Source organism: Methanothermococcus jasoni (assembly GCF_049075655.1).
Taxonomy (GTDB): Archaea; AGJL01; Methanococci; order Methanococcales; family Methanococcaceae; genus Methanofervidicoccus.
In genome coordinates, this window is sequence record NZ_CP157522.1 from 1,237,960 (window position 1) to 1,251,717 (window position 13,758).

Genomic DNA, 13,758 nt, shown 5'->3' on the forward strand with positions numbered 1-13,758 from the left:
ATAATGAATTGATTTTCAGTATCTTTCACTTCGTTTTGTATTATTATTCAATAGGGAATCTTAATATTGCCCCTATTCCACCAAGACCTTTTAATTGTTTTCCTGCGTCGTGTTCTGTGGAAATAATTACTGTTTTTCCACCGATACTCTCAACCGAATTTACCATATCTTCAATCTTTTTTCTATTTTTTCTCAAAAACTCATCGGTTATAAGGAGCGTCTCTATTGCAGAGTAGTTTAAAGCATTTTTAACATCGTCAATTCCATAAACTGCAAGACCCTTTTTTGAAATCTCTTCTAAAAGTTTATTTACAAGCTGAGTTTCTTTACTTAGTCTTGCCTGACCATATATTCTGTCAATTATTCCAGATTTTAAAACTTCACTAAGCCCCAGTCTTCCAGTATGGTTTGTAGATTCAAATATAGCTCTTTGATAGATATCTTTGTATTTTTCAGATAAATATTTTTGAAAATTATTTTTCCCAAATCCAGGACCTGCAACAAGAATTTTACCATCGTATGGACTTAATACATCGACTATTTCATTATAGTAGCTGAATTTCTCCTGTTCTTGCCGTTTATAATCCAATTTTTTTGATAGACCTGATTTTATATGTGCCACTTCCTTTGCACCATACTCCCTAATTAAAAATACATTGGCTTCATTTTCATCCATAATAACTACTACGACCTTTGGCTTTTTTGCAGAATCTTCCGCATCTTTCAATCTCTCCAAATCCCATCTCTTCCAATTTTTTTGAATAGATACTTCTGTGAGCGGTTCTATATCTATAGTATGGTAGGAACCCAATGGAACATCATCAGGACCGTGTATTATCTTGCCGCTCACTCTCAATCTATTTGTATCCTCGTGGAAATTTATTTTTTCTGCCTTAATACCTAAATACACTCTTCTTTTTGCTCCCCTATCTGCCCTTAATTTATCTCCTTTATCTTCAACCCTACGTTCTGTCATGGCAGAAACTGCATTATTTTTTTCAATGATATTGTAAAGATGCCAGAGGTCATCTAAATTCTCAGGCATTACTTTAATTATATTTTTTTCAGGAATTTCCTTAATAATTTTCATAATACCTAACCTTAAATTGTTATATACAATATAGTAGCATAATAAAATTACTTAAAAACTTAATAAAAACTTATTTACTTACTCAATAAATGAGAGCTCACCATCTTCAAGAATATTTATTATGAATGGCTTCTTAACGATTCTTTTGTCAATATTATCTTTCGCATTTTTATGTATTAAATCAAGTATTTCCAATGAACTGTAATTTACATGGATATCATTTTCATCAGAGGTTTTAAATACCATCTTCGGAATATCAAAAACATCAACGCCTTCTTTGACAACTAATTTTACAGGAGCCATTATATCGTTGTAAATCCTTAATGTGTTCCTTGCTTTTTCTACATTTTCCTTTGCTCTTTTTTCTATCATGCTAATATTCGCCCTACTGGTATTCATCATTGTCGCGATTTCTTCCTGAGTTAATCCTTTTTTCCTTAATTTTAATACTTTTATTTGGGTGTCTGTTAAAAACGATTCCATAAAATCCCCCGGCATATTTTTTAAATATATGGTATATAAATTATAGAATTATTTTTTAAATATAATATTATATATTAGTTTAACAATAAAAATGTGTCTTTATCGCTAAAAATATATGATAAAAAATAATATTATGTATTAATTCTTGGCAATATGGTGGATTATTACAACCCCTTAATTAAATCTGCAATAATGGTATCTACACTAACTTTACTTACTTCGGATGGGTAAGTATCCGTACCAACAACTTCGTCAGCACCGCCAATATATAACTTATTCAACGCATCACCAATTAACACAGGATGAACACAGGATGCTATTACCTTTATTGCTCCTTGCTCCTTTAACATACCAATTGCCGTTGCCATTGTTCCCCCCGTGGATATGATGTCATCTACAATGAGAACATCCTTATCTTTCACATCCAAATTTTTAGGAGCTATTTTTATTTCAGTTGGGGAAATTCTCGTTTTTTCAAGGTAATCATATTCACAATCTAAAACTTCTGATGCAGTTTTTGCCAGTTCTATGGCTCCCTTGTCTGGTGAAAGCACAACAGGATTGTTTAACTTATCTTTTACATATTCTGCCAATTTATCCACTGCATTTCCATATATAAATGGAATATCGAAAAATGCTTCTATATGCACTTCATGGGGGTTTATGGTTATAACTCTATCGCATAAATTGGAATATAACTTAGCCAGAGCTCTGATACTTATCGGTTCTCCATCATTGAATTTCTTATCCTGTCTTGCATAAGCCAAATAAGGAGCTACCAAATTTATGGATTTTGCACCTTCATCTCTTAATGCATCGCACATTAAAATAGTTTCTACTATGGAATCATTCTGGTTGTTCTGAGTTTGAATTAAAAAAACATCCTTATCTTTCACATCTCCATGAATTCTAATATATAATTCCCCATCTGGAAATTTTTTGAATTCTGTTCTTAGGAGCTCCGAGTTTGTTAATTTTGAAACCCTATATGCTAAATCCTGAGAGTCTGAACCTGATACAATAATCATTTTATCACCTTTTTTGTTATCATATGGGCAGATTAAAAATTTTCATTAAACTTAGTTTCAAGGTTGTAAAATTATAAAAACTCTTATTTATTTTTAAAATTTTTTAAATACTTGATAATATTGGTTAAAGATATATAAGTTAAAAAACCAACTGACAAACATAACAATATAACCCATTATTTTAAATTATTTTCTATTTTCTATTTATTGATTATTTCATTATTAAAATTATTAATTAAATACTTATTCTACAAAGGAAATAATATTATAAATACTTTAAAAATTATCCATCATAAATATAATTAAAATTATTGTAAAAAATTAAAAAGTGAAAATATGTATGATTTTATCATAATTGGTTCAGGTATTGGCGGAAGCACCGTATTTAAGGAGTTAAATAATAAACACCCTGATAAAAAGATACTGCTACTTGAAAAAGGAGATGAGCCCAAGTATGTTGCAGAAGGAAATGATGTGCAAGTTTTATATCTAAATTCCCTTGGCGGTTCTGCACTATATTCTGTTGGAAATGCCATTAGAATTGATTTAAAATATATAGGCATTAAAGAAGATATCTATGATGAGATTGAAAAAGAACTAAATGTTAATCCTGTCCCCATGGATTTTATCAATGAAACTACAAAAAAATTATTTGATTATGGATTTAAACAAACTCCAAAATACATAAACTTCAATAAATGCAACTCCTGTGGGATGTGTGCAAGTAGATTATGCCATGCAAAATGGACACCGCGGGATTTTTTAAAGCAATACAAAAACAGCATGATACTACATAATTTTGAAGTTTTAAATATTAAAAAAGAAAATGAATTATTTTTTGTTGAAGGATTTAACAGCAAAAATAATAAAAAAATGATATTTAAGGGAAAAACTGTCATAGTTTCAGCAGGGGGAGTTAATTCCCCAAGAATATTAAGTTCAATATTGGATAACGAACATCTTGGAAAAAACCTTTTTGTAGATACATTCATTACAGTTGGAGGATTTTTAGAAGGCGCAAATTTAAACAAGTCTGTCCCTATGTCAGTTTATAGAAAATATAATGGTTTTCTTCTTTCACCCCATTATTCAATATTATTATATGATGAAATAAAAAAAGAAAATAAAGATATAAAAAACAACGATGTATTTGGTCTAATGATTAAAATAAAGGACGAAAATAATGGAGTAGTTGGAAAAGATTATGTATATAAAAACATAACAGAAAAGGATGAAGAACTACTGTCAAAAGGATTTAAAGAGGCATTAAATATACTGTCAGATATTGGAGTAAATAATATGTACAAAACCATTCCAAGAGGTTCTCATCCATCAGGAACTTGTGCCGTTGGAAAGGTAGTAAATAAAGATTTTGAAACTGAAATAGATGGTTTGTTTGTCTGTGATGCATCGGTATTTCCAGAATCTCTCGGACTACCGCCAATTCTTGGAATAATTGCAATTGGTAAAAAATTGGCAAATTGCTTGCAGTAATTTAAAATTAAAATTTATTTTTTAGAGATATTTTTTTATATTTTCAACGATATTATCAATAAATTCATCCAAATTTATACCTTTTACAACATCGGCAACTGGAATATTTAGTTTATATGATATATCATTCAGTAAATCTTTAAAATCTTTTTCATTTAAATTTAAATTTTTGCTGTTTATAGTAATCCCAATTACCTTTTTACCACTTAATAATTCTATGATATTTATATTCCTTTTTATGTCCTCAATATCAACAGTATTTGATGCAAGTATAATATAATCAGGCTTTGAACCAAGAAGAATGGATAAACTAATAACTCCTCCCCCTCTTCCCGTTCCAACCTCTAATGGATTTGAAAATATCCCGGTTTGCCCAGATACAATTATTAAATCTTTATTTTTTAAATCAACTTTTTTAACAGCCCCAAATATTGTAGATGCAACATGGCATGTAGGGATAAGTTGTGGAATTACCATTTCGTCAATACCGCATAATTTTGCCTGGGGCTCTGTTCCAACAGTGCCGATTTCAAAATATTTTTCGAGCTCTCTTTTTAATACCATGGATGTGGTAAATTTTCCACTTCTTCTACTGGTGCCCATGATGGTAATTACTTTTGATTTAATACCATTTATTCCCATTTCTGCATATTTTTTAAAGTCATCAAATGAATTAGGATTTGAGCAGTCGAAAAATTCAATATTATATCTTTTGGCGATATGTAGGAGCTCCCTATAATCATTTATTCTATAAAGCCTTGCCATATTGTATATGTTTTTTCCCTTTTTCATCTCATGAATTATAGTTTCTTTCCAGATTTCAACCTCTGATGGTTCAAGAATTTCCTTTGTCCAAATGAATGTGTCATAATTGTAGTTATCACCCAAACTGCTGTTGCGGTCATGGTCTATACATCCATATCCTGTTATAGATATGTTGGCAAATTTTTCTAATCCGTCTGAAACTTTGTTTTTATGAGATAATTTTGCCGCTTTTATAATCATACCATCCCTTGTATAGTTTTAACAAATTATATACTCATTTATTTATATTTTTTGTTGAACTCTAATCAAATAATATTAATCATATATAAACTTTTTCATTTACATCAAATAGGATATTTAATAAATTTAATTTAATATAATTTACATTATTCTAAGGTTATATCTTTATAATAAAGGAGGGAATTTATGAAAGATTATTTAGTTAATATCAAGATTAATGATATTATGGCAAAAGATGTTATTTATACTCATCCAGATACTGGCGTGGTTAAGGCATTTGAAACTCTTTTAAAGTATAAAATAAGCTGCTTACCTGTTGTAGATGGCGATAAAAAAGTTATTGGTATTATTACTACTACTGACATAGGTTATAATCTAATACTTGATGAATACACCCTTGACACAAGAGTTAGTGATGTTATGACAAGGGATGTAATATCAATAACCCCCAATGAATCCATAATGGATGCCATAAAAAAGATGGATGAATATGGACATAAGGGCGAAATAATAAATCAGCTCCCGGTAGTGGATGAAAATAATAGATTAGTTGGAGTTATATCCGATGGTGATATAATCAGAGCTCTATCTAAATTTTTAAAAAAATAATTAAAAAATATAAAAAATAATTTTTTATTCAGTATAGGTAATACCTTCTGCTTCAAGAGCCTTTTTTATCATTACATACTGTATTGATACAGGCAATGGATGACCTATTTTTACCTGTTTTCCTTCCTTATGCTGTTCTTTTATCCAATTTACAAACTCATCCCAATTATTTACTGGAATATCGCTTCTTACAACAACCGCTGAACCTTCACCGTGCAATGCACTTATGATTTTTGCCTTTGTTCCTTTGTCAATAGCGAATACTGCTGGTGGAACTCCGTTGAATCCTACATCAACCTGGTTTTGAGCCATTAATGTCATTATTTTTGCTCCACCTTCTGAAACTTGTATTAATTCGACATTTGCTATTTTTTTGCCGTTTTCGTATAATTCATATTGTTTTTTAGGTGTTATTTCTTTTAGATATATATTGTATTTATTTTTAAACAATTCTGGATATTTCGCCGCAACAAACAATGCTGCATGGTGGTCTGTTGGTAAATATGCAACTTTTAATGTTGGAACTTCACCAGATACTTCTGGTGTGATATTTTCATTTATTTCATTTGTTATTTCGCTGTAAGGTTTAAAATCAAACAACACATTTTTAATTTTTTCCCTATCGGAAATGTTTAATTTACCACTAAGGGAGTTTTGAGAATTCAAAACTTCTACAAATTCCACTGTTCCATTTATTATAGTATTTGGGTCTGTGAAGTATTTTATATTTGGAATGGATAGTTCTTCAACTTCTTTATCAACACCAAGCCAGTTTGCACTTGCATCTACTGCAAGGGTTTTATTGTTGTTTATTTCATTTGTTGAAAGAACCATTAATTTTAGGAGCTCATCCACTGCAAGTTTTTTATTATTTAATGCATCATCTGATGCTACAATAACACAGCAAGGATGGTTTTTCCACATGCCATTTGGTGGTAAATCTTGGCTATATATGATAGGCTTTCCTATATTTTTTGTTTTTAGAATTTCTGGCGTAGGTTCCCATGCAATTACTGCATCAAGTTCTTTTGTGCTGAGAAGCTGGGGCATTGAGCCCTGACCTTTACAATTCACAAGCTTTACCATTGCAGTTTCTGATGAAGTTTTATCATCAACACATCCACTGAACATGACCGCTCCAAGAACCGCCAAGCCCACAAATAAAACTGCTAATTTTTTAATATTATCACCTCTTAATGAAATTTTAATATATGTAGAAATTATAATAATATATATAAGTTATGATTTTTTTATGAAAATAATAATATAATTTCTTAAAATAAAATATGACTACATATAATACATAAATAAAGATATTTATATTCTCTACAATTTACTATAAGAAAAAATAAAAAATCAAATAAATAGATGATTATATAATAAAATATATAATAAATACCTAATAAAAACATATAATAAAATAGATAAAAAAGTTATTATTCTTTCTCTAGACTATACATTGGCGGGAGCTCATCATCCACACCAGGAACAAATCCAACTGTATCTCTATACCTCAACTGCATTCTATGATAAATATACGCCACTGGAATCTCCATTGGACATACGTCTTCACACTGACCGCAGTTTATACAGCTGAAACTCATGTGGGACAGTCTGATGCCTTGGAACATTACCGGGTCAGGTGGAATCTCTCCTTTATCCATGTAATCTTCATTTAAAGCACACTCCCTACAAAAGCATATTGGGCAGGCATCCCTGCAACCGTAGCATTTTATGCACCTGTTCCAATACTCCTTCCATTTTTCAATGGAAGGGTATTTCTCTTCAAGCTGTTCCTTTTGAGCAGATTTAGCAAGGTTAATCATAATTTTTTCAATCTTTTCCCTAATCTTAATGCCCTTTTCAGAAGGGGTTTTGACCTTAATATATCCTTCTTTTTCAGCATTTTCAATTAACTCCCTTCCTTTTTCTGAACACACTTCAACAAAAGTCCATCCATCTTCTGCTCCCCAGTTTCCACAGGCAATATCTGCATTTCTTGGAATCTTTAATTCACATCTCTGGCAGTTTTTTCTCCTTCCAAATCCTTTCTCTTCTAAATCGTGTATTTTAATAGCTTTATGGGTCCCATCCTTTAATTCTATTATGAATTTACCACTATCTATCTCTTCCTTGACAACATCCTCAGGATTTACGCCGTAAAACATCTCTATCATTTTCATGGCAGTAATTGGTGGAATTGTTCCACCGCAGTTTAAACCTATTGTGTAGATATTATCCTTATCTATCTGGTGTCTTTTTTGGAGCTCCTTTATAGCCATGGCATCACATGGCTTTACAGCTACGGCTAATTTTAAATCATTTAAATATTTGCTTATAATATTTCCAAAGTTTGTTGGAGCACAATGTAGAGAACCACATGTTTGGATGAGCTCCTCTGAGCTTTTTACAAGGGTGGGTATTCCATCATAAACATCTTCTCCCTTTTTTAGGGCTAAAACTCCATCAACAAGTTCTTTATCTAACAGATATTTGAATAATGAAGATACTGCCCCACCACATTCAGCATGTTTTAATATGATCTCATCTGTTGATTGGATTAAAAGGTATTTATCCATATTTGCATCACCACCTTATTTTATTTTTTATTACTCTTTTAAATCAAGTCCCATTTTTTCTGCCAGTTTTACAATTATTTCATTATCTGGTATGGCATCTCCTGGAGCTCCTACTATCTTATTTATCTTTTGAGTCTTCCCCTCTGTATTTGTAAAGGTTCCATCCTTTTCAGCCCAGCATGATGCTGGAAGAACAACATTAGAAAGATTACATGTTTCATTCATTATTATACTTTGAGTAATCAAAAAATCAAGAGATTTTAATACATCCCCATTACACATTGCGGGATTTTCTCCCATTATGTATAAGCATTTAACATTTTTGATTAATTCAAGTAGTTCGTCCTTATTCAATGGTGGAAGTAGTTTCATTGCACCCATTGTGTTGCAATGTTTTAAAACTGGAAGTAATTTACATTTTGTTTTTTCTGAGATACTATAAACCAAATCTATATCTTCTTGGTTTGTCAATTTATTAAATATTATTATGGAGTTCTCATCAAGTTTTTTTAGGATTTCTTCATCCATGTTCTTCAAAAATTCAGAGAAATTGTTTATTTTTATAAACTTATCAGAATTTAATCTAATAATGTCTTTTTCTTCATAATTTACAGAAACTATTTCAGCCCCATTTTCCTTTGCTTTAATTACCCTCCTTCCAATTAAAGAACTCTCCCCAAACACATCACTAAGAATTAAAATAAATTTGCTATTTTCAATATCATCAAAAGATGCTATACTCTTATCCAAATCAATTTTTGGAGAACCACATATGCAAACTCCAATGTTTTTTACGATAAACCGCCGAGAAAGCCAACGATTTTAATCGTTATACAAAACATAGTTTTGTAAAATCTCTTACGAGATTGGATGAGAGGCGGACATTATAATTAGTCAGTAGTAAAACATAAATATTTGAAGTTTCATAGTGAATAATGCTACCAGTCCAAGTATCTATGGGTAGGGTTAGTAAAAACTCTACCGCTGGTAGTGGTTGGAAGTGCATAGCGTAGCCCTGAACCCATTAATGGGTAGGGGTAGTGGGCTTGGCCACCCTTGTAGGGTTAAACCCTGCTAAAATTAGACGAAATCACTTCGTGATTTCGTTGCTCGCTTACTACCGTAAGCGAGAACCCCACGACTTCAGTCGTGGGAGTAGGTCAGACCAAGTGCATCTGCAAATTTTTTCAAGGCGTAATTGTCTTCATTCGTGCATATTCCAGAACCTATAATACCAATTTCATCTGGTTTGTAGGACTTTAATTTATTAGATACCAAATTCAGTGCATCATCCCAGCTTGATTCAACAAATTTTCCATTTTTCTTTATTAATGGTGTCTTTAATCTCTTTTCATCATTTACAATTTTATAACATTCTCTTCCATTGTTGCAGTTTTTTCCTTCATTTATGGGATGCCTCTTGTTTGGATAGGTTCCTATGACTTTTCCATCTTTTGTTATTAAATCTACTCCACAACCAACACTGCATCCGGGACATATCGTGTGCATAATCTTCATTGTTTCACCGTCTTTTTCTTTTTTTGGTTTTATATTCCGAGCTCCCACTCCCATTATCAATAATCACATTGCAACTTTGGGATATGTTTTCACTATTTGATGGGAAGTATGGGTGGTTCCAATATGAGCTCCTTTTGTTAAGTTTATAATATTCACCATAATTTGAAATGCGTTATCAAGTATTGATTGCGAAACTTCCTTTGAAACCTTATTATCCTTTTGATGCATGCTACATTCCACAATCCCTTCAACAACAAATGTTGCTGGAAATTCACCCTCTACTTTCAGATTACAAATATATTCCAATGAATCATCGTCCATTTTTTTGTAATCTATCTTCCAATTGGTATTCAGCTCCAAATCACCTTTTTTTGGATTTTCTTTTGGTCTTATAAATCTTACTTTTTCAATATATATTTTCGTACTAATACTTGCCACCATATTACTAACTCTATTGATATCACCCCTCATCATTATATATAAAATTTATTATTTTCTTCCAATTTTTATTATTATAATAATATAAATATTTAAAAAGTATTACTAAGTATCTAAAAAATAAAGGAAGTCCCACAAGGGACTTCCTTAATATTATATTTAATTAAAATTAATAAATTATATCATCTCATTAACTTTTTTGATTAATATCTTCATTATCTCCTTGTCGGATAAAAGACCTTCTGGTGCATTGATTACCTTTTTAAGCTCAATTGGAATACCATCCATCCTATAAGCTGTTCCTTCGCATTCGATACCTGCTATTGCAGGAGGGATTATGATATTTGCCAATTCAGATGTCGGAGTTTTATGCGGGTCGATGCATACTAAAGGAATCTTTGCCATGTGCTTAACTGCTTTTTGTGGGAAGTGAGCTCCTGGGTCTGATGCTATATTAAGCATCATGTCCCCATCCTCCCTCATCAATGAATCTGTAATACTTGTATCCCCGGGGTTGTATCTTGGATAACCTCTTGTGTAATCAACACACAGCGGATATCCGCTTATCCATGTGCATACCTGATTAAATCCATTCACATTGTAATGCCCCCTCATTGGAGTTAAAGTGAATTTTGTATGAGCATTTAAATCAATGACCAATTCAATTGCATTATCGATATTTCTATGTTTTCCTCTTGTATGGGTAATGCCCATGCCGAAGAAGAGCTCTCCAAATTGAGCATTTTTACAGACATCCACTGCTTCATAAATTGTTTCAGCAGGAATTCCTGCAACTTCATCAACATCAAGTTTAACGCCCTTCAATACTGCCCTCATGGCACTCACTAATTCATAGTCCTTATGGGGTTCCACCTGCAAGTGAATATCTGCTAATTTTGCAGTATCTGTTTTTCTTGGGTCAACGACGATTAAGGTTCTATCATTTCTTCCCCTTTCTCTGAAAAATCCCCTGGCAAATGTTGAATATCTACTCATATGTCTTGGGTGGGCATGCATGGGGTTTGAAGCCCAATATATTATTACATCTGCTCTGTTTTTAACTTCCCCCAATGTGCAAATAGGATATCCTACATCCTGCAACCCCCAAACACTTGGACCATGACAAACCTCTGCGGTATTACTTACAATGCCTCTGATTTTCTCTGCCAATTCCATCCCATACACATGAGCATGGCATTCTGTGGCTGAAAATCCATATATCAACGGTAGTTTTGATTCAACCAATAATCTTGCAGTTTCTTCTATTGCAGTTTCGTAATCTGTTTTTTTGAAATCCTCTTTTTTGTTTTCTCTTATTAAAGGAACAGTGTGCCTCACAGCACCTTCAAAATGCATGAATTTTGCATTCCCTATTCTGCAAGCGTTTTTAGTTCCAATAATATGTCCATCTTCAACCATAATTTCCAAATCATCGCACAATGTTCCACAGAAGGGGCATACGACATTTTTAACTATTTCCATGTAATCACCCAAATAATTAAAATAAAATTAAATATATTTATATATTAATTGGCAGGGTCCTTAAATGCTCCTTCAATCTGCTTAAATAATTGAATGGTTTTAAAGTGATTCTGTTCCATAGCACCACTTGGACATCCTGCCACACAGGTTCCACAACCTTTGCACAATGCTGAAATAACCTCTACAACAGATCTTCCATCTTTTTCTACTAATTTTGGAGCTCCATAAGGACATTGTTTTACACAGATGCCACATCCTCCACAAATGTCCTCATTTACCTCTGCAACTATTGGCTCAACATTGACCTCTCCCTTAGCCATTGGTATTGCAGCCCTTGATGCTGCTGCTGAACCTTGTGCAACCGATGCTGGAATATCCTTAGGTCCTTGACATGCACCTGCAAGATAAATACCATCTGTCGCTGTATCAACAGGTTTGAGTTTTGGGTGAGCTTCCATAAAGAACCCATCTGCTGATTTTGAAATACCCAGAACCTTCTGAACATCATCCATAGATGCTGTCGGCACCATACCCACTGAAAGAACAACCATATCATATTCTTTCTCAATTAGTTCTCCAAGTAAGGTTTCTTCTGCTCTTATAATCAGATTTTTAGTTTCTGGGTCTTCTATAATCTGTGCAGGTCTTCCCCTTATGAAGTTTATGCCGTACTGCCATGCGCTTCTTTCATAGAATTCTTCATATCCCTTAGAGAATGCCCTAATATCCATATAGTAAATATCTATCTTTGTATCGGGTTCGTGTTCTATTATCAATTGGGAGTTTTTCATAGCATACATACAGCAGACATTTGAACAGTATTTATTCCCCACTTTTGCATCTCTTGAACCAACACACTGAATAAAGGCTATTCTTTTTGGATGCTTCCCATCACTTAGCCTTACAACGTGCCCCATTGTTGGACCTGATGCATTTATCAGCCTTTCAAGTTCAAGCCCTGTAATTACATTATCATAAACCCCATAGCCATACTCCTCCTTAATCGATGGGTCGAATGGGTCATACCCTATTGCAGTAATTATGCTTCCCACCTCTTCCTCAATAATCTCGGGTTTTTGATTGTAGTCTATTGCATTAGGTCCGCAAACTGTGGAACATAATCCACATTCTATACAATGTTCTTTGTCAATTGTGTATTTTGCAGGAACAGCCTGTGGGAATGGTTTATATATTGCCTTTCTTGTTCCAAGCCCCATATCAAATTCATTTGGAACTTCAATTGGACATACCTCTGCACACTGACCGCATCCTGTACATTTTGTTTCATCAAGGTATCTTGGCTTTTTTAATATCTTGACCTTGAAGTTTCCAATGTATCCGCTTACTTCTTTAACCTCTGAATAGGAATAAAGTTTAACATTTGGATGCTTTGCAACATCTACCATTTTTGGAGCTAAAATACAGATAGAACAGTCGTTTGTTGGAAATGTTTTGTCCAGCTGTGCCATCCTTCCCCCAACAGATGGTGTTTTCTCAACCAATATTGTTTCAAATCCCATATCTCCCAAATCCAGTGCCGCCTGAATACCTGAAACACCACCACCAATTACCAGAGCTCTGTTTTTAACACCTACATTAATAAAGTCCAATGGTTCCAACAATCTTGCCTTTGCAACTCCCATTCTTACTAAATCTTTTGCCTTTTCCGTAGCCTTCTCTGGCTCATGCATATGCACCCAAGAATCATGTTCTCTTATATTTACAAACTCGAATAAGAAGGGATTTAATCCAGCTTCTTCAACACATCTCCTAAATGTTGGTTCGTGCATTCTTGGAGAACAAGCCGCAACAACAACCCTATTTAAATTATACTCTTTAATGTCCTTCTGTATGATTTCCTGCCCCGGGTCTGCACAGAAATATTTGTAATCTCTTGCAACAACAACATTTTTTAATGTTTTAGCAAACTCGGCAAGTTCTGGACAATTAACTACTCCGCCAATGTTAATTCCACAATGGCAGACATAAACACCAATTCTTGGTTCTTCCATAATATCACCATTATTTATAT

General features: G+C 32.9%; 11 protein-coding genes and 3 pseudogenes. 2 read left to right on the forward strand and 12 right to left on the reverse strand.

The window, feature by feature from the left end:
* Positions 1–43: 43 nt before the first annotated feature.
* From Mjas_RS06570 to Mjas_RS06580, 3 genes are all read right to left on the reverse strand, one after another.
* Complete coding sequence (locus Mjas_RS06570) at positions 44–1,090, reverse strand: mRNA surveillance protein pelota (protein WP_421077375.1); 1,047 nt, start codon at positions 1,088–1,090, stop codon at positions 44–46.
* A 78-nt stretch (positions 1,091–1,168) separates the two neighbouring features.
* The gene (locus tag Mjas_RS06575) at positions 1,169–1,573 is read right to left on the reverse strand and encodes a Tfx family DNA-binding protein (protein ID WP_421077376.1); all 405 of its coding nucleotides are present in this window, start codon (positions 1,571–1,573) and stop codon (positions 1,169–1,171) included.
* Between the two features lie 164 nt (positions 1,574–1,737).
* Positions 1,738–2,601 carry a ribose-phosphate diphosphokinase gene (locus Mjas_RS06580; protein ID WP_421077377.1) on the reverse strand — a complete coding sequence of 288 codons (864 nt, stop codon included), beginning with the start codon at positions 2,599–2,601 and terminating at the stop codon, positions 1,738–1,740.
* A gap of 336 nt (positions 2,602–2,937) precedes the next feature.
* Between Mjas_RS06580 and Mjas_RS06585 the strand changes: the two genes are divergently transcribed.
* Positions 2,938–4,095, forward strand: a complete 1,158-nt coding sequence (locus Mjas_RS06585) for a GMC oxidoreductase (protein WP_421077378.1) — start codon at positions 2,938–2,940, stop codon at positions 4,093–4,095.
* A 21-nt stretch (positions 4,096–4,116) separates the two neighbouring features.
* On the opposite strand, the gene Mjas_RS06590 is transcribed toward Mjas_RS06585, so the two are convergent.
* Positions 4,117–5,100 carry a DUF1611 domain-containing protein gene (locus tag Mjas_RS06590; protein ID WP_421077379.1) on the reverse strand — a complete coding sequence of 328 codons (984 nt, stop codon included), beginning with the start codon at positions 5,098–5,100 and terminating at the stop codon, positions 4,117–4,119.
* 186 nt (positions 5,101–5,286) lie between these two features.
* Here Mjas_RS06590 and Mjas_RS06595 point away from each other — a divergent pair, with 186 nt between their 5' ends.
* Positions 5,287–5,709, forward strand: a complete 423-nt coding sequence (locus Mjas_RS06595; protein ID WP_421077380.1) for a CBS domain-containing protein — start codon at positions 5,287–5,289, stop codon at positions 5,707–5,709.
* A 27-nt stretch (positions 5,710–5,736) separates the two neighbouring features.
* Here Mjas_RS06595 and Mjas_RS06600 read toward each other — a convergent pair.
* From Mjas_RS06600 to Mjas_RS06635, 8 genes and pseudogenes are all read right to left on the reverse strand, one after another.
* Positions 5,737–6,270: pseudogene (locus Mjas_RS06600) on the reverse strand (ABC transporter substrate-binding protein); the annotation flags it as partial.
* Positions 6,271–6,564: 294 nt separating this feature from the next.
* Positions 6,565–6,840 (reverse strand): annotated as a pseudogene (locus Mjas_RS06605) (ABC transporter substrate-binding protein); the annotation flags it as partial.
* A gap of 305 nt (positions 6,841–7,145) precedes the next feature.
* Complete coding sequence (locus Mjas_RS06610; RefSeq protein ID WP_421077381.1) at positions 7,146–8,288, reverse strand: Coenzyme F420 hydrogenase/dehydrogenase, beta subunit C-terminal domain; 1,143 nt, start codon at positions 8,286–8,288, stop codon at positions 7,146–7,148.
* Between the two features lie 48 nt (positions 8,289–8,336).
* Positions 8,337–9,038, reverse strand: a pseudogene (locus Mjas_RS06615) (molybdopterin oxidoreductase family protein); the annotation flags it as partial.
* A gap of 393 nt (positions 9,039–9,431) precedes the next feature.
* On the reverse strand, positions 9,432–9,806 hold the full coding sequence (locus Mjas_RS06620) for a molybdopterin oxidoreductase family protein (RefSeq protein WP_421077382.1): 375 nt from the start codon (positions 9,804–9,806) through the stop codon (positions 9,432–9,434).
* 63 nt (positions 9,807–9,869) lie between these two features.
* Positions 9,870–10,244, reverse strand: a complete 375-nt coding sequence (locus Mjas_RS06625; RefSeq protein ID WP_421077383.1) for a pilus assembly protein — start codon at positions 10,242–10,244, stop codon at positions 9,870–9,872.
* 177 nt (positions 10,245–10,421) lie between these two features.
* Complete coding sequence (locus tag Mjas_RS06630) at positions 10,422–11,726, reverse strand: formylmethanofuran dehydrogenase subunit B (RefSeq protein ID WP_421077384.1); 1,305 nt, start codon at positions 11,724–11,726, stop codon at positions 10,422–10,424.
* Positions 11,727–11,770: 44 nt separating this feature from the next.
* Positions 11,771–13,738 carry a 4Fe-4S binding protein gene (locus tag Mjas_RS06635; RefSeq protein ID WP_421077385.1) on the reverse strand — a complete coding sequence of 656 codons (1,968 nt, stop codon included), beginning with the start codon at positions 13,736–13,738 and terminating at the stop codon, positions 11,771–11,773.
* Positions 13,739–13,758: the final 20 nt, after the last annotated feature.